Source organism: Salipaludibacillus keqinensis (assembly GCF_003226325.1).
Classification (GTDB): Bacteria; Bacillota; Bacilli; order Bacillales; family Salisediminibacteriaceae; genus Salipaludibacillus; species Salipaludibacillus keqinensis.
This window is the reverse complement of the sequence record NZ_PDOD01000001.1, coordinates 83,861-106,037: the sequence shown is the minus strand read 5'-3', so window position 1 is coordinate 106,037 and position 22,177 is coordinate 83,861. Positions and strand designations below refer to the sequence as shown.

At 37.9% G+C, this 22,177-nt stretch carries 25 protein-coding genes; 13 read left to right on the top strand and 12 right to left on the bottom strand.

Going from position 1 to position 22,177, the window contains the following annotated elements; all coding sequences use genetic code 11:
• Positions 1-120 precede the first annotated feature (120 nt).
• Complete coding sequence (locus CR194_RS00570; RefSeq protein ID WP_110607704.1) at positions 121-1,008, bottom strand: NAD-dependent epimerase/dehydratase family protein; 888 nt, start codon at positions 1,006-1,008, stop codon at positions 121-123.
• Positions 1,009-1,240: 232 nt separating this feature from the next.
• Here CR194_RS00570 and CR194_RS00565 point away from each other — a divergent pair, with 232 nt between their 5' ends.
• From CR194_RS00565 to splB, 11 genes are all read left to right on the top strand, one after another.
• On the top strand, positions 1,241-2,077 hold the full coding sequence (locus CR194_RS00565) for a substrate-binding domain-containing protein (RefSeq protein ID WP_110607703.1): 837 nt from the start codon (positions 1,241-1,243) through the stop codon (positions 2,075-2,077).
• A gap of 18 nt (positions 2,078-2,095) precedes the next feature.
• Complete coding sequence (locus CR194_RS00560; protein WP_110607702.1) at positions 2,096-2,794, top strand: ABC transporter permease; 699 nt, start codon at positions 2,096-2,098, stop codon at positions 2,792-2,794.
• The gene (locus CR194_RS00555) at positions 2,791-3,570 is read left to right on the top strand and encodes an ATP-binding cassette domain-containing protein (protein ID WP_110607701.1); all 780 of its coding nucleotides are present in this window, start codon (positions 2,791-2,793) and stop codon (positions 3,568-3,570) included. Before CR194_RS00560 ends, CR194_RS00555 begins: the two co-directional genes overlap by 4 nt.
• A 128-nt stretch (positions 3,571-3,698) precedes the next feature.
• Positions 3,699-4,094: a GntR family transcriptional regulator gene (locus CR194_RS00550; RefSeq protein WP_110607700.1), complete on the top strand. Its 396-nt coding sequence runs from the start codon at positions 3,699-3,701 to the stop codon at positions 4,092-4,094.
• Positions 4,084-4,959: an ABC transporter ATP-binding protein gene (locus CR194_RS00545; protein ID WP_110607699.1), complete on the top strand. Its 876-nt coding sequence runs from the start codon at positions 4,084-4,086 to the stop codon at positions 4,957-4,959. The genes CR194_RS00550 and CR194_RS00545 overlap by 11 nt, the downstream gene beginning before the upstream one ends.
• Positions 4,949-5,959, top strand: coding sequence for a hypothetical protein (locus CR194_RS00540; RefSeq protein WP_110607698.1), 1,011 nt, complete (start codon positions 4,949-4,951; stop codon positions 5,957-5,959). Before CR194_RS00545 ends, CR194_RS00540 begins: the two co-directional genes overlap by 11 nt.
• A 460-nt stretch (positions 5,960-6,419) precedes the next feature.
• Positions 6,420-7,835, top strand: coding sequence for a PTS system trehalose-specific EIIBC component (gene treP, locus CR194_RS00535; RefSeq protein WP_110607697.1), 1,416 nt, complete (start codon positions 6,420-6,422; stop codon positions 7,833-7,835).
• Between the two features lie 172 nt (positions 7,836-8,007).
• Positions 8,008-9,645, top strand: coding sequence for an ABC1 kinase family protein (locus tag CR194_RS00530; RefSeq protein ID WP_158282124.1), 1,638 nt, complete (start codon positions 8,008-8,010; stop codon positions 9,643-9,645).
• Positions 9,646-9,667: 22 nt separating this feature from the next.
• Positions 9,668-10,003 (top strand): phasin family protein, encoded by a 336-nt coding sequence (locus CR194_RS00525; RefSeq protein WP_110607695.1) that lies wholly within the window; start codon positions 9,668-9,670, stop codon positions 10,001-10,003.
• A gap of 214 nt (positions 10,004-10,217) precedes the next feature.
• On the top strand, positions 10,218-10,499 hold the full coding sequence (locus CR194_RS00520) for a transcriptional regulator SplA domain-containing protein (protein WP_110607694.1): 282 nt from the start codon (positions 10,218-10,220) through the stop codon (positions 10,497-10,499).
• Positions 10,499-11,527, top strand: coding sequence for a spore photoproduct lyase (gene splB / locus CR194_RS00515; RefSeq protein WP_110608925.1), 1,029 nt, complete (start codon positions 10,499-10,501; stop codon positions 11,525-11,527). The genes CR194_RS00520 and splB overlap by 1 nt, the downstream gene beginning before the upstream one ends.
• An 82-nt stretch (positions 11,528-11,609) precedes the next feature.
• Here the strand turns inward: splB and CR194_RS00510 are convergent, their stop codons facing one another.
• The 9 genes from CR194_RS00510 to CR194_RS20125 all read right to left on the bottom strand — a co-directional run bounded on the left by CR194_RS00510 (position 11,610) and on the right by CR194_RS20125 (position 17,886).
• The gene (locus tag CR194_RS00510; protein ID WP_110607693.1) at positions 11,610-11,942 is read right to left on the bottom strand and encodes a hypothetical protein; all 333 of its coding nucleotides are present in this window, start codon (positions 11,940-11,942) and stop codon (positions 11,610-11,612) included.
• 310 nt (positions 11,943-12,252) lie between these two features.
• A complete protein-coding gene (locus tag CR194_RS00505; protein ID WP_158282123.1) occupies positions 12,253-13,110 on the bottom strand; it encodes a GNAT family N-acetyltransferase in 858 nt (285 codons plus the stop codon).
• A gap of 76 nt (positions 13,111-13,186) precedes the next feature.
• Positions 13,187-13,648 carry a GNAT family N-acetyltransferase gene (locus tag CR194_RS00500; protein WP_158282122.1) on the bottom strand — a complete coding sequence of 154 codons (462 nt, stop codon included), beginning with the start codon at positions 13,646-13,648 and terminating at the stop codon, positions 13,187-13,189.
• A gap of 212 nt (positions 13,649-13,860) precedes the next feature.
• Positions 13,861-14,532 (bottom strand): CAP domain-containing protein, encoded by a 672-nt coding sequence (locus CR194_RS00495; protein WP_332888651.1) that lies wholly within the window; start codon positions 14,530-14,532, stop codon positions 13,861-13,863.
• A 115-nt stretch (positions 14,533-14,647) separates the two neighbouring features.
• Positions 14,648-15,490 carry an STAS domain-containing protein gene (locus CR194_RS00490; RefSeq protein WP_110607690.1) on the bottom strand — a complete coding sequence of 281 codons (843 nt, stop codon included), beginning with the start codon at positions 15,488-15,490 and terminating at the stop codon, positions 14,648-14,650.
• A 204-nt stretch (positions 15,491-15,694) separates the two neighbouring features.
• Positions 15,695-16,192, bottom strand: coding sequence for a hypothetical protein (locus CR194_RS00485; protein ID WP_110607689.1), 498 nt, complete (start codon positions 16,190-16,192; stop codon positions 15,695-15,697).
• A 184-nt stretch (positions 16,193-16,376) separates the two neighbouring features.
• Positions 16,377-17,147, bottom strand: a complete 771-nt coding sequence (gene map, locus CR194_RS00480; RefSeq protein ID WP_110607688.1) for a type I methionyl aminopeptidase — start codon at positions 17,145-17,147, stop codon at positions 16,377-16,379.
• Positions 17,148-17,244: 97 nt separating this feature from the next.
• The gene (locus tag CR194_RS20820) at positions 17,245-17,418 is read right to left on the bottom strand and encodes an ATP-binding domain-containing protein (RefSeq protein ID WP_408640732.1); all 174 of its coding nucleotides are present in this window, start codon (positions 17,416-17,418) and stop codon (positions 17,245-17,247) included.
• Positions 17,419-17,724: 306 nt separating this feature from the next.
• Complete coding sequence (locus CR194_RS20125) at positions 17,725-17,886, bottom strand: hypothetical protein (RefSeq protein ID WP_158282121.1); 162 nt, start codon at positions 17,884-17,886, stop codon at positions 17,725-17,727.
• A gap of 164 nt (positions 17,887-18,050) precedes the next feature.
• Between CR194_RS20125 and CR194_RS00470 the strand changes: the two genes are divergently transcribed.
• A complete protein-coding gene (locus CR194_RS00470; RefSeq protein WP_110607687.1) occupies positions 18,051-18,647 on the top strand; it encodes a GNAT family N-acetyltransferase in 597 nt (198 codons plus the stop codon).
• Positions 18,648-18,759: 112 nt separating this feature from the next.
• On the top strand, positions 18,760-19,866 hold the full coding sequence (locus CR194_RS00465) for a peptidoglycan-binding protein (protein ID WP_110607686.1): 1,107 nt from the start codon (positions 18,760-18,762) through the stop codon (positions 19,864-19,866).
• 51 nt (positions 19,867-19,917) lie between these two features.
• Here CR194_RS00465 and CR194_RS00460 read toward each other — a convergent pair whose 3' ends face one another.
• Together CR194_RS00460 and CR194_RS00455 are read right to left on the bottom strand one after the other, a co-directional pair.
• Positions 19,918-20,838: a ketopantoate reductase family protein gene (locus tag CR194_RS00460; RefSeq protein WP_110607685.1), complete on the bottom strand. Its 921-nt coding sequence runs from the start codon at positions 20,836-20,838 to the stop codon at positions 19,918-19,920.
• 92 nt (positions 20,839-20,930) lie between these two features.
• On the bottom strand, positions 20,931-22,118 hold the full coding sequence (locus CR194_RS00455; protein ID WP_110607684.1) for an MFS transporter: 1,188 nt from the start codon (positions 22,116-22,118) through the stop codon (positions 20,931-20,933).
• Between the last annotated feature and the right edge of the window lie 59 nt (positions 22,119-22,177).

Here is a 22,177-nt window from a genome sequence, read left to right as displayed (position 1 = left end):
CTATGTATAAAGTTTTGCTACTTACATTTTCCCACAGTCCTTCTTTTTCGTAAAGTAAGCGTTTACGTCTGTAAATAAGAAAAACACTCCTATCTATAGATAAGAGTGAAGTAAATTATTTCATCCATTTTCTTCTTTCAGAATCTCACAGATCAATGGCTCAAACCATTCAGATAATCTTTTAAACTTGTAACCATGGGCTTCTGCTAATGTAACATCCTGATAAGCTGATACAGGGAAATTAATTGGTGAACGCCCTGTCTCTTCACTTGCCGGACCCACAATCGCTTTTTTCTTCGAATTTTTTTCAATGATTTCGATCATGCCACCGAGGCTTATTTGATCTGGCGACGATGCGTTAATTGGACCTGTAAAATCTTGAAATCCCGTCCAGAATAAAAACTCCGCTAAATCATCTGAATCTACGAAGGAAACATTTGCCTCTGGATGATCTATTCCAATCGTTTCACCATTTACTACTTTACGAACATGATAATGAAGGCGCTCCGTGTAGTCATCTATCCCAAAAACCACTGGAGGTCTTGGGGCAATAACGGGAAAACGAGCTTTCTGGAAAAATACTGCTTCTGCTAATCGCTTCCCTTCGCCGTAGTCAAATTGCTCTTTGCGGCCCCACGCTAATTCTTTAGTGTACGGATCATAATCCTTTTCTATCTTCTCTGATTTGTCGTTAAATTCATAAACAGACAGAGTCGATGTAAATATATACTTGCCTACTCTCCCCTCAAAAATTTCACAAGCATCCATTGCATCATCTGGGGAAAAACAAATTTGGTCATAGATCACGTCCCATTCCCCATCTTGAAAGGTCTTTTCCATTGAACCTCGGTCAAACCGGTCTAATTTTAAGTGATGAACTTTTTGCCCGAAAGAGACGGCCGTTTCTCCACGAGTAGCCACTGTAACTTCATCTCCGTTTGCCAATAATTTATTCACAAGTCTCTTCCCAAAAAATCTCGTTCCGCCTAATACAAGAACTTTTCTCATCTAACCCCTCCATACCTATTTTTTTCTAACATTCTGTCATTTCTTATTGCTTCATTCTAGTATATATTTAACTTAAAAGACAGTATCAAGTGAATTCACAATCTTTTGCTGGTTACTTTCCATTTTACAAATGATAGCACTTTTGCAAATATTATGAGAAAATTATACAAAGTTCTTATCGTAATAAGGTCTAAAGACATCTTTGATTCTATGGTAAAAGAGGGATCTTCTAATGTTTAAATCGCTCATATTCATCTTAACTCTTTTTTCTTTAACAGCCTGTATATTTGAAACACGCAGTTCTGAAGCGATTCCGCAACCTAGTCAACAGTTAATACTCGCTACAACGACAAGCACTTATGACAGTGGTCTATTAGATGAACTAATCCCCCTTTATCAAGACGAAACCGGTATAGAAGTGAAAATCATCTCTGTAGGTTCCGGTCAAGCTCTAGCTATGGCTGAGAGTGGTGAAGCGGATGTTCTCCTTGTTCATGCTCCCTCTGAAGAAGAAAACCTTGAGAAGGAAGGCATAGTGATTAATCGACATCGAGTAATGCATAATGATTATGTTCTATTAGGACCTACTACCGACCCTGCCGAAACGAAAGATTCGTCCATAGAAGACGCCCTAATCTCCATCATTGAGTCAGATGCACCTTTTTACTCGAGAGCAGATGATTCAGGTACCCATTTAAAAGAATTAGAGTTGTGGAAGGACACGGGGATAACAACTTTTCCTGATGCGTATCAGGAAACAGGCCAAGGCATGGGAAACACACTTAGAATAACTGCCGAGAAGAATGGCTACACCTTAACAGATCGTGGAACTTTCCTCTATTTACAAGACAGTTTAGATCCTCTGGGCATCCTTGTACAAGGTGATGAATCCCTTGAGAATATTTATCACGTGATGCAAGTCCATCCAGACCAATCTGACCAGATAAATACTGAAGCTGCCGAAACATTTATCAATTTTTTTATAAGAAAAGACATTCAACTTCTAATAAAATCATACGGTTTTGAAGAATGGGGCGAACCATTGTTTTTCCCTTATTTGGTCGATTAGTTCGCTGGAGGTGCTGAAATGGAATTAATTTGGACAGGTTTATTGGAAGCCTTACGTATGATAATATCTGCAGATTCAGAAGTCTTTCAAATTACTTGGCTCACTGTCCAAGTTTGTATCTTCTCTACTTTTATCAGTACAGTCCTCGGTGTACCGATTGGTATGTTACTTGCCTTCAAACATTTCGCCGGAAAAAAAATTATATTACTTGTGAGTCATGCAGGAATGGGGCTTCCTCCGGTAGTTGCCGGATTATGGGTCACAATGTTCTTATGGAGGTCAGGTCCCTTTGGAGAATGGCAATGGCTATTTACTGTCAATGCTATTGTAATCGCGCAAATTATAGTATCATTACCCATTCTCATTTCCCTATCCTACTCAGCTTTTAAGAAGATAGACGACGGAACCAGACTCCAAATTAAAGCACTGGCCCCAACTAAACCACAAAGTCTCTTACTTTATTTAAAACAGGCACAATTTGGTCTCTGTGCAGCAATTATGGCCGGGTTAGGCAGAGTGCTCGCTGAAGTAGGTGCGGCCATGATGGTCGGTGGAAACTTACAAGGTCAAACAAGAATCTTAACAACAGCTATGGTCATGGAAGTCTCTCGTGGTAATTTCCACATAGCTCTTGCTCTTTCGTTCATCCTCATGGCGATTGCGTTTATGCTTACTTTTATTCTTCTTAGGTTTCAACAAAAGGATGTGACAACATGACGAATTGGATGGAATTTCATCATTTCACATGCAAGAAGTCTGTGACAACTATTGTCACTCTTGACCACCTCTCTATCAGTAAAGGACAAATCATTGGCATTATGGGTGAAAACGGTACAGGAAAATCAACGCTGTTAAAAGCCATGAGCCTTCTTGAGCCTCCAGCAGCTGGAACAATGATTTACAAAGGAAAATCTATTAATATAACCACACCTCCTTTAAGTATAAGGCGGGAGTGGGCGTGTGTCTTTCAACATTCTTATAGATTTGTCGGCACAGTTTTCGAAAACGTTGAAATCGGTCTTAAGATTAGAAAGGTCCGAAAAAAAGATCGATATAAGCGCGTTATGATGTGGCTCGACAAATTTAAAATACCTCACTTAGCCAACGTGCAAGCTCATAAGCTATCCGGGGGCGAAGCTCAACGTATGAACCTGGCTAGAGCGTTTGTTCTTGAACCGAGTGTCTTATTTTTAGATGAACCTTTCTCAGCTCTCGATTTCCCCATCAAAATGGTATTACTTGAAGAGCTCCAGCAAGTCCTAACAGAAACTTGTACAACAACTTTTTTAATTAGTCACGATTTAACGGATATCGAGTTCCTTGCCAGTCATCTTCTATATTTATATAATGGAAAAGTCACAGATAAAGGAAGAATCCACGATGTCCTTCTATCGCCATCGCCTCAGTTGAAATCGTTTCTTCACCCGTGGCATAAAGCCCGTTCAAGTCAATCCCTTATACCTTCATCACAATCCCTAAGCTCAGAGTTCTAAAGCTTAGGGATTGTTGACGTTCCAGTCAAACCCATATACACTAAAAGTGTACTAATACATGTAATACAAATAAGACAATCAATGATTAAACGAGCAACAATCGTTCAATTTTCAAAGGCGGTGAACCCATGTACTTTCAAATTGATCCGAAGAAAAACATTCCATTGTATGAACAAGTGATTCATCAAGTGAAGGAAATGTGTGCTAAAGGAATATTGAAGCCAAATGAAAAACTTCCCTCTGTCCGTGAGCTCTCATCCCAAATGGTGATAAACCCGAACACCGTCAGTAAAGCCTATCAGGAACTAGAGCGTCAAGGAGTTATTGTTACACTGAGAGGCAAAGGTACATTTATTTCAGAAGCTTTAACCCAATCGTTCGATCCAAAAAAAGTAGAAAGTTTAAAGCATTCTTTTAACCAAGTAATTATCGACAGCTATTATGCTGGTTTATCTAAAAATGAACTTCTCCAGTGGTTAAATGACGCTTATGATGACATGGGGGGACACAGCGATGAAAGTTAACCATATATCAAAATTGATTCACGGCAAACAAATTTTATCAGATATCGACTTTCAGGTAAAAACAGGTAGTATCGTCGGAATCGTTGGACGAAATGGCGCAGGAAAAACGACTTTACTCCGCACGATGGTCGGTATTTTAGATCCAACTCAAGGGGATGTTCTTATAGATGAACATAGTGTTTTTAAACACCCTCAATTAAAAGAACAAGTCATCTTTGTTCCAGATTCTTCGGAAGCGCTGAAGAATTACAGTACAAAGGAAATGCTTACTTTATATAAAAGTATTTATCCGAAATTTGATGAAGACTATTTTCATAAATTAATGAGGCGATTCTCATTATCACCCATAAATAAAATCGGTAATTATTCGAAAGGTATGAAAGCACTCTTCTCACTCGTTGTGGCATTCTCAACGAAAGCGAAATATATTCTCTTGGATGAGCCGACCGATGGCCTTGATGTGATCGTAAAGAAACAAATCTTAAAAATACTTGTAGAAGAAGTTTCAACCAATGAAGTATCTGTCATTATTTCCTCTCACCGACTCGATGAGCTTGAATTCATGGCCAATGATATTATTATGATCAAAGATGGAAAAGTAGATAGTCACTATGAATTGGATGAAATGAAGGAAATGTACAGAAAAGTTCAAATTGTTTTCAATGGAGACATGCCCGATTACATTTCTCAACACGTGGATATATTAAGTCAAACAGGCAGGGTTTACACAATCATGATCGACCAACAAGATAAAGATATTTATCAGAAACTGCAAGAGGCTTCTCCCCTTCTTTACGAAGAACTTCCTTTGTCTTTAGAAGATTTATTTGTGGCTAAATTAGGTGGTGATGAAGATGTTTCGTAAAGCTCTTTGGTATCAGAATTACAAACAAACGAGAATGATCATTTGGATGATTCTTGCTTTATTTGTTCTTCACATGCCTTTTCAATCTATTCTTTCTTTAGAAACATGGCAAGAACGAGAAGAACAAGCACAGCAAATAGAAGACTATGTTTATGAAGTCCAAGCATGGGATGTACTGCAGATCTTTTCCCAAGGCCTGTTACCTCTCATATTATCTATTTCTATCATTACATTAGCTTGTTTGCTCATCGGCCTTGAACGGAATACGAGAAGAAACGACTTTACATTCTCATTGCCTTTTACGAGAAAGCATCTGTTTTTAGCTAAGTGGTGCTACGGGGTTGTAGCAATCTCTCTTTTCCATTTAATTAATTTTTTCATTGCTTATTTTATCATTTACCAATCAGAGTATCGTTCATCATTATACCTTGTTTCATGGATAGAATTGCTGTGGGGACCTTTACTTGGATTTATCATGTTCTTTACCTTTGCATTATTGATCGGAACCTTTTCCGGAGAAATGATTTCTCAAGTAGTACTCACGATTAGTTTAGGGATACTACCTTTAGGCGTATTTTTATTAATACAAGAAATGATTAATGTCCATTTCCGAGTACATCTTAGTTCTCACATTTGGATCGAATATTTAACACCGTTTATGTATGTATTTAGCATCACAACAAGTGTTCAAGCCATTCTAATGCCTATTATATTAACTGGACTATTTTTATGGTTAGCTGTTTATTTGTATGAACGTAACAAAATCGAACATAATGGTGATTTTTTAATCTTCAAAGTATTGAATCCGATTTTTTTAGTGATCATTACCTTTTGTTTTTCGTTATTAGGCGGGATGATTGTCTCTTCCTTGGCTCCGTGGAATGCAGATGCATTAAGAATACTTTCCTATTGGATCGGTTTTACAACTTTCTTATTATTTTCTCTCCTCCTTGCCAACAAACTTCTTTCTATGAATATCATGTTCAAAGGAAAAGCTTAGTTTACCCGTAAACGCCTGAAAATTTTCAGGCGTTTTTATATTCACTTTATAAACCATCTTCTAGACAAGGTTTAGAAACAATTAGTAAGGGCTATTTGTAAGGTATATGTTTTTAAAACGTAGACCTACCTAGCCACACTTCAATAATTTCCGGGCTCCCCTTCACCTAAATTCGGTATAAAAATTTCTATTTCAAATTAATAGGTTGTGTTTTTGTAAATAATCTTCCCTTTGTGAACCAATTGAAAAGAGACTACAAAGATGAGTTTCTAGGAAAAATTAGGATTGTTATCAGGATGCAAGCGGTTAAACGAAACAAATATTCGTCGACCACAGTCTCGTAAAAATAATAAAATAAAACGGTTGCATAACCTGTATATACAAATTATAATATGGTTATTGACTTGTTTGTATGTATATACAAGTAGAAATGTAAACGATTTATTTAGGAGGTAATCCAATGCCAAAATATGAACAACAAGTTCGTGATATTTTAGAGGCACTGGGTGGAGAAGAAAACATCGAAAAAGCCACTCACTGTGTGACTCGTCTTAGATTGGCACTAAAAGACGAATCGAAAGTAGATTCAGAAAAATTAGAAGCGGTTGATATCGTCAAAGGTTCTTTTTCAACCAATGGTCAATTTCAAGTCATTATTGGACAAGGAACGGTCGATCAAGTTTTTCGTGACATGATGGAAATGACAGACATTGGAGAGGCATCGAAACAAGATGTGAAAGATGCTGGATCGCAGAAATTAAATCCATTCCAAAGAGCTGTCAAAACGTTAGCGGACATTTTTATTCCTATCCTGCCAGCGATCGTTACTGCCGGGTTACTATTAGGTTTAAATAACATTCTAACCGGCGAAGGAATTTTCTTTGATGAAGCGCTCATAGAGGTTTATCCACAATGGGCAGATTTAGCTGAAATTATTAATATTATTGCCAGTGCTGCCTTTACCTTTTTACCTGCGCTCATAGGTTGGTCCGCTGTCCGAAGATTCGGTGGTAGTGACTTACTAGGTATAGTACTTGGTTTGATCATGGTTCATCCTGATTTATTAAATGCTTGGGCATATGCCGACGCTCAAGAAGCAGGCGAAGTTCCAATTTGGAATTTACTCGGTTTAGAAGTAGAAGCCATTGGTTACCAAGGTCAAGTCTTGCCTGTATTATTTGCTTCTTACCTCTTATCCAAAATTGAGTTAGGTTTGAGAAAAGTGGTTCCCGATTCGATTCAATTATTAATTGTTGCACCTGTCGCTCTTTTAGTTACAGGATTCATTACATTTATTGCAATTGGACCAATTACCTTTGCATTAGGTAATGGAATTACCGGTTTATTCATATGGTTATTCGATGTAGTACCAGCAGTAGGTGGATTTGTTTATGGTGTCCTTTATGCGCCTCTTGTTGTCACAGGGATGCACCATGCGTTCTTAGCAGTTGACTTACAACTAACAGGTAGCGGGGATGGAACATTCTTATGGCCGATCCTTGCCTTATCAAATATTGCTCAAGGTTCTGCTGCTTTAGCAATGATTTTCGTTACACGGAACGAAAACTTAAAAGGTCTTTCAGGGACATCAGCTGTTTCTGCTTATTTAGGTGTAACAGAACCAGCTATGTTCGGGGTAAATATCCGGTACAAATTCCCATTCGTTTGTGCCATTATTGGCTCAGCCATCGCTGGGACATTTATTTCAATCAATGCTGTTCTCGCTTCTGCCATTGGCGTCGGGGGTATCCCAGCATTCTTATCAATCTTCCCACAAGATTGGGTGCCGTTCATTATCGGGATGATCATTAGTATCGTCGTTCCATTCACATTAACTTTCCTTTACGGGAAATTTGTTTCAAAAGAAAAGATATAATTATTAAGCCGTCCTTTTAGTGTAAAGGACGGCTTTTTTAATCATCGATGAACTGAATAATAGCTCTAATCATAATTGCTGACATACAATTGTTTTGTAACGGGTATAAGAAATGGTATAAAATTGTTTAAACACCATACATATGGATCTGTTGACTGACAGGAGGATCATTGTGAAGAACTTCTCATTATATCGAATCATTGTGATCGTAACAATGTTTGTTAAATTTGTGTTCCAACTTTATTATTTTAATAAGCGGAACAAAACATGGGATGCCAATACTCATGAAAAATGGGAGGCTATGTTAAAAAAACAAGCTTCAGAATATAGAGAAAAGGCGATAAAGCTCGAGGGTTTAATGATTAAAGTGGGTCAGTTTTTAAGTACGAGAGCTGATATCATGCCCGAAGTATTTCTTAGAGAACTTGCTGATCTCATTGACCAGGTACCCCCTGTTCCTTCTCACATTTCAAAAAAAATATTGGAAGAAGAATGGGGACAAGATATTCATAACAACTTATCAGAAATTAGCGATAAGCCTGTCGCATCTGCTTCCATTGGAGAAGTGTATAAGGGAAAACTTCATAACGGTCAAGAAGTCGCTATTAAAATACAACGGCATAATATTGATAAAATAATTGACACAGACTTCAAGGCGTTAAGAATCGTTCTATGGATTACTCGAGTATTTACGAAGTTCGGAAAAGAAACAGATACAAAAGCTCTCTATAAAGAAGTCGTATCTATAATCGGAAATGAATTAAACTATCAAAAAGAGTTAAAAAATGGACAATACTTCCAAAAACGATTCCATGATAGTGAGCATTATTATATCCCACAGTTCTATGAAGAATATTGCACGCGACGAGTACTGTGTATGGAATGGATAGAAGGAAGAAAGGTAACCGATTTATCGTATTTAAAAAAACATCATATCGATCGTAAAGATGCGGCACAGAGGCTATTTCAGTTTTTCGTAGACCAGTTATTAGATTATGGGATGTTTCATGCTGACCCACATCAGGGTAATATCTTAATTACAAAAGAAGGTATGATCGTCATTCTCGATTTTGGCATGGTCGGCGAGATATCTAGGCAAGAAGCATCCAAAATTAGAAGAATGATTCAAGGATTTGTATTAGACGATTATCAACTGGCTGTGGACCAATTACAGGAACTTGGGTTTCTATTACCTCACGCTAATAAATATAAGTTACAGTCATTATTAAAGACATATGTGGATATGTACTTAGATAAAGGAATAAACAAACTGGATCAAGAAGTGGTAGAAGAAATCTTTTATGATCTTCAAGAAATTGTTCATGAACAACCGATTCAGTTACCTGCAGAATTTGCCTTCTTAGGACGTGCCGCTTCCATTGGACTTGGTGTCTTGACAATTATTGACCCTGATATCGATTTTATCGCATTAGGAAAACCAGTCGTTACGGAGTGGCTAGAAGAGAATGAAGATGATGCAGCCAGCATTAAAATGCAAGTTTTAAAAGATACTGCGAAACCTTTATTGTCCATTCCACGTAATCTAAATGAGTGGCTAGAAGCACCTGCTTATCAACGAAGATCAGAAGAACGAAAACAGTGGAGACAATTTGATCATCATCGGTATGTACTCATGATGATCAGTACATCTATCGCTTTTTTCTTTTCACTAAGTTTTCTATTTGTTTCCGTTTTAATGGAACATTTCATTTTACAAGTGGGAAGTCTAAGTCTAACGATATTCACTCTAATTGTTAGTCTAGTCACGTATAGGCTTCATAAGCGGTGGGTAGATCAATATAGACAATAAATCTACACAGGAGGAATTTCACATGAGTAATATTTTAAAAACAGGATTTCTATTAGGGCTAGGAGCAGCAGTAACAAGCAAGGAGAAAGTAGACAAATATATTGATGATTTATTGGCAAAAGGCAAGGTTACACCGAAGGAAGCTGACGAGTTGTACCAAACTTTTCTTAAAAAAGGAGAAGAGACCGAAGAACAGTGGAACCAACGTACGAAAGAAAAAATGAGGACCACGATGGAAGACTTAAATATCGTATCTAGAGAAGAGTTTTTAAACCTTCATCTTAAAGTGGAGGAACTTGAAAGGAAAATAGCTGAACTTGAAAATAAAGAAACAAATCGTGAAGACCAAGAGTTGTAATTATTTATTAAAGCGGCAGTCCATGCGACTGCTGCTTTTTTTTGTATAGAGATTATACACGACTGTATCTTGCTCCAATCGTGTTTACTTCTATAAATAAAAATTACCATGCATAGCTTGATCGCTTACGTGATAATCCTAACATTATAAGCTCTAAGATGTACCTAAACGATCGATGGTTTGTGCACTAATATAGATTAAAAGGAGGAGAAAAATGTACTCAAAAGAATTACACGCAGGCGATCAAGTTTACATCATTCAGCGTAATCCCCATACCCAGTCTGTTGCCCACATCCAAGAAGCATCTATTGTTGAAAATCCATATCACCCAGGAGAATTATCTCTTTTCTTTATGGAAGAATATTATCCACTAACTGATGATTTTGCCCTGTATACAAGTTACCAAGAGGCTGAAGATGAATATACTTCTTCCTTTTCATCTGATAGTAGTGACGACACTGTTCATCATAATCCTATTCAAGAGGCTTACGAATGATGATAAAACCGTTTTTTCCTCAATTAGTTTATATAGAGCCCGGGGCTTTAGATTACCCTTTAGGTGAAAAATTAAAGAAGAAGTTTACCGATTTAGGTGTAGAAATCAGACAAACAACTTCTCACAACCAAGTAAGAAATATACCAGGAGAAAATCATCTGCAAAAATATCGCAATGCAAAATCCACTCTTGTTGTCGGTGTTAGAAAAACGTTGAAATTTGATACTTCAAAACCATCAGCAGAATATGCCATTCCATTAGCTACAGGCTGTATGGGACATTGCCAATACTGTTACTTACAAACCACTATGGGAAGCAAACCGTATATTCGAACCTATGTAAACGTCGAGGAAATATTGAACGCCGCTGAATCATATATGAAAGAGCGCGCCCCTGAATTAACAAGATTTGAAGCTGCTTGTACATCTGACATTGTTGGCATTGACCATTTAACCCACTCTCTTAAGCATGCCATAGAATATTTCGGTAAATCTGACTATGGAAAACTACGTTTTGTCACAAAATACCACCATGTTGATCATTTATTGGATGCAGACCATCAAGGAAAAACCAGGTTTCGTTTTAGCATCAACGCTGATTATGTGATTCGAAACTTCGAACATGGTACTTCGCCACTCAAGGAGAGGATCAAAGCTGCAACAAAAGTGGCTGAGGCCGGTTATCCGATTGGTTTTATCATTGCACCCATTTATCTACACGAAGGCTGGAAAGAAGGTTATTTAAACATGTTTCACTTGCTTGATGAATATTTACCCCCCTCTCTCCGTGATGACATTACTTTCGAGTTGATTCAGCATCGATTTACAAAGCCCGCAAAAAGAGTCATTCAGAAAAATTACCCCATGACGAAGTTGGAATTAGATGAAGAAAAAAGAAAATATAAATGGGGGAAATATGGAATAGGAAAATACGTTTATCAAAAAGATGAACAAGAAGATATTCAAACCACGCTCCACCATTATCAAGAACAATTCTTCCCAGAAGCTAAGGTCGAATATTTCACTTAAGAAAGCAACTCTGAACACATTTCGTTCTGAGAGCCCAAAGAGGGAACCTCAATTTCTGACAATGGAGGTTCCCTCTTCTATGTTACTTTTGAGTTTTTCGTTTGTTTTTCTGTGCATCTTTTTGTTGTTTCTTTCGTTCTTCTTCCTCTCTCTTCTTCTCAGTAGTATGTACTTGATACCAAATGAACCCCCAGTAAGCTCCTATAGCGAAGAATACGAGAAGGTACAGCGCACTACGAATAAGCTCACCAGGAGTTAAAAACATAGAAAAATCGAATCGATACGTAATAATAAATGTTACAAGCATATACAATAACCAAAGTTTTAAACCAAAATGATACAAGCCTTCTTTAAGAATAAAAGCTGTTCTTCCTTCTTCAATTCCAGCTCTCATCCGTTCTTTTCTTTTAGACAATGATGTTGTCACTCCTTTTTTAACTATTCCTTTTATAAACGAGCCCAATAATCAGTTGTAAAAAGAGCTGAGAGATCTCGTTCAATTTGACCACAAGGCTTGTTAATCGAATGAATATGAATAAAAGACCAGAAGTAATTATAACATAGCCTACGAACAAAGCCACGCTGGTGTTTTCGGATACGAAGTCCACAATAAAGTCTGACGTCGCAATCCATAAAACCCTTAAAAAAAGATAGAAAATAATAATTTTGAAAGCTGCCTGAATATTTATTTTACAGAAAAAAACATTCACCTTAGAAGGTGAATGTCATACATAGTGAAAGCGATATTCAACTGCATCTCCTACAGGTTCATAACCGATGCTCATATAAATCGAATTTGACGTAGGATTTTCAGCGTTCGTGTTTAAGCTACAAAACTTAAAGCCTTCATTTAACAATCTTTCGCTTAATGCTCCTACACAAGTCGTAGCATAGCCTTTCCGTTGATACTCATCTGGAGTGTAAACGAAATTGACAACCACTCCGTTTTTCAACTCTCGAGCTCGCTTAGCCATGGATACAGGTGTACAATCTGTGTCTCTCCAAAAAAATACGCGATTATTGCGTATTTCTTGTAATACATCTCTTTCCAACGTTGGATGCTCTGTTAATCCTAATGCCTCTTTCTCAAATTCTTCAGTCCATGACATGACCAAAGCAATATCATCTTCTGTGGCATAGGTTAACTTCCCAGGATTCCTCTGAAATTGACGGAGTTTTTCTAGTTGGTAAATATTTTGTTTCATCGTAGCTTCGGTTTTACAAGTTGTCACCTTCGACCATTCATCAGCAAAAGCTTTTGCTGTATCTGTGCATCCAACTACACCAGGAAGTTGGACACCCTTCTTATTTAACCAATGGGCTGCTTTTTTCACAGCAGAAAGGTGACCGCAAATAATGAGATTCCTAGATGCCGTTCTTATTAGTACAACTTCCACTTCGTTTTGTTCATTTTCTCCTATTGCCAAGAAAAGATCCTCTGCCATAGCATAATTTGATTTTTCATCTTTTGCTTTTTGCTTTAAAATCCCAAGTGGGAGGTTGTGCCTTGCTTCTTTTCTCATTAAGAAATGTTCCACTTTTTCCAGCATCTCCGAGGCTGATTCGTAACAAGTGAAATGCATGATCATTCCCCCTCAAATATCTATTGGCTCATACATGTCTAAGAATCCACCTATTGCAATAACATCGTACAACTGTTCAGCTACTTAATTCCTTTTCCATCCGGATAAAACTGTATTCATCTCCATTTGTTTCTTGCAAAAATTCGACCGTTTTCTTGAACCCATTTTTTTCATAGACCTTAATAGCTCTTGCATTAAACTTGGCCACATTAACAATTAGTTTCTTTGGTTCATACCACTTGTCTGCTAATTCCATTGCGTATGCAGTAAAAGCCTTTCCTTTACCTCTGCCAATTAAATCAGGATGCAATCCTAAACCGATTTCAACTTCCTCCAAATTCAACGGATCAAAAGTGAAGTAACCAACCAATTTTTCATTCTCATAGACAGCAGCATAGTGATTCCACTTAAACGGATTTAAGAATTCATCCAAATCATCCATATCATTTTGAATATTATAGAAGGAAAACTCATCAGGATATTCCCATTCTACGATTTCAAGAGCAGCCTCGTTCGTCATAAATTCCCACGTAAACATAGAATCCTCCCACCAGTAATCCGATTCCATTTCTTAATCTCATTATACCTTTTTATCATAGACGTATCATCACTTTTTATCTCAATATTTAACATTCCACGAGAGAAAAATAGTTTTGATAAGAGAACTCACGTCCGGACTATCCAATCAAAATGTATCTTATCCACAAACAAAAAACCGATTCTATAAAATCAGAACCGGTTCATCTATGATTATTTACTTATAAACATTTGTGTCCAGTAGTGTCTGTAAGAACCACCTTCAACATGACCTACACCTATGTGTGTATAATGACTATTTAATATATTTTCTCGGTGTCCTTGAGAATTCATCCAACCTTGAACAACTTGAGCAGGGGTAGACTGTCCAGCCGCAATGTTTTCGCCGGCTCTTTGATATGACACTCCTTCACTTCTTAACATATCAAATGGACTACCGTACCTTGGGCTTTGGTGAGAGAAGTACCCTTGATCAGCCATATCTTGAGACTTCAGTCTCGCAACCTGTGAAACTTGTTCATCAAGTTGTAATGGGGACAACCCACGACTTTGTCTTTCTACATTTGTTAGTCTGACAACTTCTCGCTCAAATTGTGACACTTGACTCTGACTCACTTGTTGCTCTGTGTTACCTTGAGATGAAGAACTTTGACCACCGCTAGAAGGAATCGTTATCTGTTGTCCTGGATAAATCAATGCAGGGTTTGCAATACTTCCATTTGCATTTAACAAATCTCTGAATGATACACCATTCTCAACAGAAATAAGCCATAGTGTATCGCCACGTTCAACTTGATAAGTAGTATTGGCATGTCCAGAAGATATGAATAAAGGAAAAGCCATACCTATAACAAAGATTGATGCTAAGATTTTTTTCAACATCATGAAACACCTCCATGCCGACCATTATGCCATAAAAAAAACCCCTTTGGAGGAAGGGGAAATTATTACCAGTGAACAATATATGGACTCTTTAGAAATATTTTCAATAATCAAACATTCATTCATTTACTTCAATCACAAGTCCGGTCATTTTCAATGCCTGGTCTAAACTTCTTACAACTTTCATTTGATCAAAAGTAATACCAAGGTTCACAATGGTCTGGGCAAGTTCAGGTCTTAATCCAGAAAATATAGCTGTGACACCGATCACACGTAAAGCATCATTCAACTGGAAAAGGTTGTGAGCGATCGCTGTGTCAATCATATGAACACCAGAAAGATCCACAATAAGATATGATAATTCCAATTCTCTTCCTCTGTTAAGAGATTGATCGAGCATCTCCTTTGACCGATAAGTGTCTATAGTTCCAATGATTGGTAAGATTGCCACTTCTTTTGTTAGAGGCACAACGGGAACGGACAACTCCATTAATTCACTTTTTGCTTGTCGAAAAGTCTCAGCATTGTACTCAACGTAAGCTTGAGTAAATGCATAAACCGTTTGATCGATGAAAGGATTAACTGTATCTGCCACTTTGAAATAATCATCAAAAGTAGCCGAGCTGTTTCTGAAGTGAGAACGAATAAATTCAAATAATACTTTTCGTAAATAAGGGAGAGCACGCATCGTCCGATCTGCAGGAATACCAGATTCAACTGAAATTTTTCCGAATTGTTTGCCCCATTGAACCATCGATTTTAGGTCGTTCTGATGTTCCTCTACTAATGATTGTCCTATCTTATGTATAAATTCAACAGTGTACCGGTCTGATTCTTCTTCCGAGAGGCCTTGGCCTTGTGCGTGGCTCGGATTCTCCGCATAATATAATTCTTTAATCTCGTTTGCTAACTTATGTTTATTTTTAATTAGGCTTTCACCAATAGTAATGAGATAATCCATTTTTTACCCTCCAAAATCATTAATTATATTTTCACGTTCTCATACCACGAATCCCTCATTGGTAAACCTACTTTTTATAAAAATATGAATTATTTTTGATACACTTGCAAATGTACTTATCGAGGTGAAGGAAAATATATTCTTATATTGCGAAAAACCATCCTTCTTTATAAGTAAAAGGATGGTTCATTTTAGTTATTTTATCTATCGGCACTGAAAGGAACGAATCGTACTCGTATCAATGCCCATATACACCCATCTGAATTGCCGTGGTCTCCAGCGATAGCCTGCTACGGATGTGCGCCCAATAAAAGTAGGCCAGAACCAAAAACGACGGCCATCGTTTAATCGAACATACGTATAACGATATAAACACCCTCTAAAAGCCCCAGGATCTACAGCAAATGTACCTATACCTTCCGGGCCGCCATAGGCCGAAAGAGGGGGCGAACTAGGTGGTGGTCCCGGTGGCGGACCTTGTTGGCCTCCTGGGGGTCCTCCAGGTGGCCCTCCGGGTGGTCCGAATCCTCCTGGGCCAGATCCTGGAGGAAATCCAGGTTGACCAGGTGGCCCTGGTGGCGGACCACCTGGGCCAGGTCCAGGACCAAAACCGAATAATGATCCAAACCCTCCATAACCTTGTGGTGGCTGATTAGGTTGTGAAGGAAGTAACCAGTTTAGTATTCGTTGATTATCATGCACAACGTTCTCTCCTTTCTACTCTTCTCTCTACAGCCTATGATTGTCTAAAAACCATGGTGCTTGCCTATTTTAGAAACCGGTGTTTTTTCGATCTTCCATCTTTATTACAACCGATTTATTAAAGCGGTGTTTCATGAATGGAAACAAAAAAACACCCTATAATTAGGGTGTTTTTGAGCCTATGCTAAAGATCTAAAAGGCCTTCTTGATTTTGATCTGTTGTGATAATTGGTTTCCCTTTTGTAATAACAAGCGTGTGTTCATATTGACTGGAAATGGAGCCATCTTGTGTGCGAGCCGTCCAGCCATTGTCATCCATTTTAGATTGCCACACTCCTAAATTGATCATGGGTTCGATCGTAATGACCATGCCTTCTTTTAGACGCTGCCCTTTTCCTGCTTTTCCAAAATGGGGAATATTTGGTTCTTCATGTATGGTCGGTCCAATTCCATGACCAGCAAAATCACGAACAATCCCATATCCGTAAGGTTCAACAAAGGATTGAATGGCTGCACCAATGTCTCCCACTCTGTTACCAGCGACTGCTTGCTCAATCCCCTTGTATAGAGATTGTTCTGTAACAGTGTTTAATTCCTTAATGTCTTCAGATATTTCTCCTACAGCGTAAGTCCAGGCTGAATCCGCTAAACCACCGTTTAAATCCACGACGAAATCCATCGTCACAAGATCTCCTTCTTTTAACGGTTCTTTTCGGGGAAAGCCGTGGCATATCTCATCATTAATGGATGCGCACGTAGCAAAGGCATAGCCATGGTAGCCTTTTTGAGCAGGTTTTGCTCCATGCTTTTTAAGCGTTTTTTCTACAAAGTCATTAAGTTCCTGCGTGGTCACTCCCGGTTTTACCATTGATGCTAATTTTCGGTGAATGCTGGCAACCAACTTACCTGCTTCTTTCATTAGCTCAATTTCTCGTTCAGATTTTCGTTGAATCATATTGCAGTCTCCTTTTTATTAGGCTTTATCGTTAATATGGTGATTTTAAAAAAGTCCGTTCACGACTTTCAGCCTCTTTTTATAGCTGCACTCAATTTTATTCACAGGCTATCTTTTCTACAAGCTCGTGATGGTTTTTCTCTGAAAACATAAACAATCGATGCAAAGCCCTTGTCATTGAAACGTATAGTAACTTCACATCTATTTCGTTAAATGTATATTCTTCCACTATCATTGCGATGAATACAACATCAAACTCTAGCCCTTTCAATAAATGGAACAATCACTAAGCGGGACTCATATACTGCATCTGCATCACTTAACCTTTGAACAAATAACCCCGTTTCCTTCAACAGTTCTTTCTCAAATGATCCAGTTCCTCTATATTATCTCAAATTGGTAATCTTGATGCAATTTTGCATCCACAAACTACCACGAAAATGTCCTATAACAAGAATGATCATATCAATATTTCCTTCCACTGTTCAACTGTTGGAAGGTGTGAATCAATCTTTTCTACATAATAATTGTTAAAAGAGTATCCCTATTAGAAATCGATAATCTTCTATATTGTCTCTCAATTCTTGGATCGCCTGTCTAGCACGATTAATCCCGCTAATCCTAAAAAGCTCACGAGATAAAACCATAGCGAACCATAGCCAGCCCCTCTCGCAACAGGTCCTGCGAAGATAAGTAAAAAACAAATAGTGCTTAATACAATTCTTCCCTTTATTTTCATTTATACCTCCTCTTTCTTTATTCAGTCTCTGTCTGCTTACTTTAGTTCCTACTATGTAATCATTCGTTTATAATCGTAGTATACTACGATGTTATGAAAGATAGAAAAAAGTACTCAAATTAGAAACAGCATTTGTTTACTACGAATGAATACGAGGTGTGGTCATGATCCAACTTATCCCTTTTACAAAAGAACAATTTCCTATACTTAAAAAATGGTTAAACCAAACGTCTCCCGTCTTTTTAATGAAATGGGGCGGAGTGACATTCGAATATCCATTAACAGATAAGCAGTTAGAAAAATACATACTTGGAGCCAACCGTAAAGACAGTGAGTCGTATATTTTTACAGTTATAGAATCGAACAGCAAACGTCCTATAGGTCATGTCGCTTTAAGAAAAGTAGATTACAACCACCGTTCTGCCAGATTGGGGAAATTATTGATTGGGGAAGAGAGAGACAGGGGAAAGAGATTAACCCCTCTCATCATTAATCAAGTTCTCCAATATGCGTTTGAAACACTTCACTTACATCGTGTTACATTAGGTGTCTTTGATAATAACACTCATGCTAAACAGATTTATGAGACTTATGGATTTAAAGAAGAAGGGTATTTCAGAGACTTCAGACGTGTAGATGCCCACTATTGGGGAATGTATGAAATGAGTATCCTTGAACATGAATGGCGTAACATTCAAAATACAACAGATGAGCCCAATCATGAAAGAATCTCTAATAAATTACAAAAAGATTTCAGATAATGACAATCTCTTTTCCTAACATTAAATAAAATCTAAATGGTTGATCCTTTGTGTTTTGGTTGATACGATTGGTCACGTTGAACTAAGGAATCACAAAGGAGGTTTTCATTTTATGAAAACAAACAAATCAAACAGATCGCTTCAGCGATTCGGTGTATCAGCAATTGTTGCAGGTGCTATTTTATTTTCAGGCTCACAAGTAGGTGCGGCAGAAAAAGACAAAGAATTTGGTGAGAAGCTACTATATAATGGAAAAACAGATCAACACGTCGTCGAGCTTAAGGAATTATTAGAAGAAAATGATTTCCTTAGTCAAGAAGCTGGCGAGTGGAGCCAAGAGTATGATCAAGCAACAACTGATGCCGTGACTGAGTTCCAAGAAGAGTACGACTTATTAGTTGATGGACTTGCCGGAATTCAAACTGTTGGAGCTTTAACAGGACTTGAAAGAGGAGATGAAAGTGAACTAGTGTTAGCTCTTCAAGAAGATCTAGCTGAGCTAGGCTATTATAATTACGACCTAGACAGCAAATTTGGTCCTATAACGGAAGAAGCGTTAATCAACTTCCAAAACGACGAATCCGTTGAAGACGAAGAAGGGGTTGCCGGACCACATACTTACTCTGCTTTACATGATATGACAAGCAGATACAACCCAAATATTTCAGCTCCAGAAGCTCAAGTAGAATCTTCTACTGAACAAGCTAGTGAACCAGCTGAAGAATCAAATGAGTCTACTGACAGCTCTGAACCAGCTGAAGAATCAAGCAGTTCAGAACCAGCTGAAGAATCAAGCAGTTCAGAACCAGCCGAAGAATCTAGTGAAGCAGATCAATCAGCTGAAGAGTCATCTCAAGAAGAATCTTCTTCAAGCGAGAGCAATGAAACTGAAGAACAAGCTTCCTCTTCCAGTAATGATGCAGAAACTACAATGACTTTAGAAGCGACTGCTTATACAGCTTATTGTGACGGTTGTTCTGGAATCACTTATACAGGAATTGACCTAAGAAATAACCCTAACAAGAAAGTTGTTGCTGTTGACCCAGATGTTATTCCTTTAGGATCTATCGTTGAAGTTGAAGGATACGGACGTGCTATTGCAGGAGACATCGGTGGCGCTATTCAAGGAAACCGTATTGACTTGCACGTTGCTACAAAAGACGAAGCATTTGAATTTGGTCGAAAAGATGTAGAGGTAACAGTAGTAGAAACACCATAATTAAGCAAACAAGGTATCTCATGGGATGAGATACCTTGTTTTTATTGATTGTTAAGCAAGATTTTTTTCATATACTTTTAGATGATGATATATTAACTTTAATAAAGGAGTCTCCACTCCTGATTTTTCTGCTAATCGTATTAAATATCCTTGCAAATGATCCACTTCAATTCGATCACCCTTTTCAATATCACGGAGCATGGAAGATTTCATTTGAAAATCTGATCGTTCTATTAGCTCCATCTGTTTTTCAACTATGCCTGCACCAATTGGAGCCCCCGCCTGAACCATAGTTAATCTTACTTCTTCAAATAATTGCTGTATATACGTTCTCCCTTCTAACGTGTCTCTAATAGGACCAATAGATGATCGCATTAGCGAAGTGATCCCTGATAACGTAGTGATGAACAAATATTTGTGCCACATATCTTGTTGAATTTGACCACTAAGCCGAAACGTCGCTTTCGTCCCTGATAAACATTCTTTTAACTGGTTCATTCTGTTTGTATCTTTCCCTGCCCACTCACCATACACTAGTTCATGAGTTGGACTCGTTTGAATAATATCACCGTGTTCATTCAATGTTGATTCAATAAAACATAGGCCACCAATTACTTGCTCTTTTGAAAAGTAAGAATACAATTGTTCTATATGTTCCATTCCGTTTAATATAGGGATTACTAAAGTATAGTCACGAACGTAAGGTAACACTGTTTCCATCGCCTCTGTGAGATGATAGGATTTCGTTGCGATAAACACGACATCAAAAGGATCATCTTCTCCCCTGCCTGCTCTTAACGTTTTAGGATTTAAGGTTACATCCCCATGAACACTTTTAATGATAAGTCCGCGCTTCTTTAGCTGTTGCTCACGTTTTTCCCGAACGAGAAACGTCACATCTTCTCCCTTTTCCAATAGCCTTCCTCCAAAGTATCCTCCTGTGGCACCAGCACCTAACACTAACATTCTCATACCATGAATCCTCCTTTAGGTTCGTACGTATGATTAGTTCAACAAAAAAGGGAAAACTCCTTTAATAAAGTTTTCCCTTTCTTCAAGTAAAACTATGATTCTTGCTTAATTTTAGGTTCTTGTAAAGAACTAACTCTTAACTTGTGCGCGTTGAGAACCATAAATAAGACAAACAACATGGAAACTCCAAAGGCGATATAGAACAATTGTCCACCTTGAAGATCATAAAGAAAAGCAAATATAAGCGGCCCTAAAATCCTTCCCATACTGTCTGCTGAAAATTGCAATCCAGATGCGTACCCAGATCGATTACCACTGGCACGTGTTATTAAAGAAAGAGATAACGTACGAATGACCGCATTACCTACCACGAACAAGATAATATACAGCGTCGCTAAAGCAAGATTAAATATAATTGCCATAAACAAGAAAGCAAGACCTGATGCTATTTGACCTACAATAATCCAACGATATTCCGTCCCAGTCTTGACTTTTCTCAGCAATCCTCCTTGAACAAGCGCTAAAATAATCCCGCTAATGAAGAAGAGTGTTCCCATTTCAGTTGGTGTCATATTAATCGTATCGATTCCGTATATTTGAAAGACACTCTCAAGCCCCGCTAGTAAAAATGAAGCACTAAAACTCATAACGAGTAATATTTTCAAAGTGCTTCCTGAAGGAATGGACAGAGAAGGAAACCAACGTCGATGGGGGTCTGCTTCTACCCTCACCCAGTGATGATCATCTAAATTTTTCCAAGCAAAAGGTACAAGAGCTAGCATTATCCCACCAGCCAAAAAGAATGGTACTTCGTATCCGAACACACTTAGAAGACCACCAGAAGCTGGACCGAAAATGAAACCAACACCTATTGCCATTCCTACCAAACCTAAATTACGATTTCTAGTTTTATCATCAGATATATCTGAAATCGTTGACATGGCGGCTGCATATAAAGCGCCAGCAAACACACCACTCAAAGCTCTTGATATGTACATCATCGTTAATGAATCTAAATAAATTCCGAATAAAATAAAACCAATTGCATATCCAAATAACCCAAACATAAGGATCTTACGTCTTCCATAGCGATCTGCCCAATGTCCCCAAGTAGGGGAAGTTAAGAAAGAAACCAATGAATAAATAGCAAGTAAGCCTCCGATATGCCCGGCGCGGCCACTTACATCTGTTACCACTTCAGGCAAAACAGGTATAACCATTCCGAACCCTGCATATACAAGAAATTGAATAATTAATATAATGATTAATGTTTTTTTCATGTTCTTTCTCCATTTCCTCCTTACATTTCTACCATTAACATAGTTGAATCATACCATAG

Bases quoted from the DNA above. Each gene is read 5' to 3' on its own strand.
- CR194_RS00570 (WP_110607704.1), bottom strand. From the start codon at position 1,008: ATGAGAAAAGTTCTTGTATTAGGCGGAACGAGATTTTTTGGGAAGAGA.
- CR194_RS00565 (WP_110607703.1), top strand. From the start codon at position 1,241: ATGTTTAAATCGCTCATATTCATCTTAACTCTTTTTTCTTTAACAGCC.
- CR194_RS00560 (WP_110607702.1), top strand. From the start codon at position 2,096: ATGGAATTAATTTGGACAGGTTTATTGGAAGCCTTACGTATGATAATA.
- CR194_RS00555 (WP_110607701.1), top strand. From the start codon at position 2,791: ATGACGAATTGGATGGAATTTCATCATTTCACATGCAAGAAGTCTGTG.
- CR194_RS00550 (WP_110607700.1), top strand. From the start codon at position 3,699: ATGTACTTTCAAATTGATCCGAAGAAAAACATTCCATTGTATGAACAA.
- CR194_RS00545 (WP_110607699.1), top strand. From the start codon at position 4,084: ATGAAAGTTAACCATATATCAAAATTGATTCACGGCAAACAAATTTTA.
- CR194_RS00540 (WP_110607698.1), top strand. From the start codon at position 4,949: ATGTTTCGTAAAGCTCTTTGGTATCAGAATTACAAACAAACGAGAATG.
- treP (WP_110607697.1), top strand. From the start codon at position 6,420: ATGCCAAAATATGAACAACAAGTTCGTGATATTTTAGAGGCACTGGGT.
- CR194_RS00525 (WP_110607695.1), top strand. From the start codon at position 9,668: ATGAGTAATATTTTAAAAACAGGATTTCTATTAGGGCTAGGAGCAGCA.
- CR194_RS00520 (WP_110607694.1), top strand. From the start codon at position 10,218: ATGTACTCAAAAGAATTACACGCAGGCGATCAAGTTTACATCATTCAG.
- splB (WP_110608925.1), top strand. From the start codon at position 10,499: ATGATAAAACCGTTTTTTCCTCAATTAGTTTATATAGAGCCCGGGGCT.
- CR194_RS00505 (WP_158282123.1), bottom strand. From the start codon at position 13,110: ATGCATTTCACTTGTTACGAATCAGCCTCGGAGATGCTGGAAAAAGTG.
- CR194_RS00500 (WP_158282122.1), bottom strand. From the start codon at position 13,648: ATGTTTACGTGGGAATTTATGACGAACGAGGCTGCTCTTGAAATCGTA.
- CR194_RS00495 (WP_332888651.1), bottom strand. From the start codon at position 14,532: ATGATGTTGAAAAAAATCTTAGCATCAATCTTTGTTATAGGTATGGCT.
- CR194_RS00490 (WP_110607690.1), bottom strand. From the start codon at position 15,490: ATGGATTATCTCATTACTATTGGTGAAAGCCTAATTAAAAATAAACAT.
- map (WP_110607688.1), bottom strand. From the start codon at position 17,147: ATGATTCAACGAAAATCTGAACGAGAAATTGAGCTAATGAAAGAAGCA.
- CR194_RS20125 (WP_158282121.1), bottom strand. From the start codon at position 17,886: ATGAAAATAAAGGGAAGAATTGTATTAAGCACTATTTGTTTTTTACTT.
- CR194_RS00470 (WP_110607687.1), top strand. From the start codon at position 18,051: ATGATCCAACTTATCCCTTTTACAAAAGAACAATTTCCTATACTTAAA.
- CR194_RS00465 (WP_110607686.1), top strand. From the start codon at position 18,760: ATGAAAACAAACAAATCAAACAGATCGCTTCAGCGATTCGGTGTATCA.
- CR194_RS00460 (WP_110607685.1), bottom strand. From the start codon at position 20,838: ATGAGAATGTTAGTGTTAGGTGCTGGTGCCACAGGAGGATACTTTGGA.
- CR194_RS00455 (WP_110607684.1), bottom strand. From the start codon at position 22,118: ATGAAAAAAACATTAATCATTATATTAATTATTCAATTTCTTGTATAT.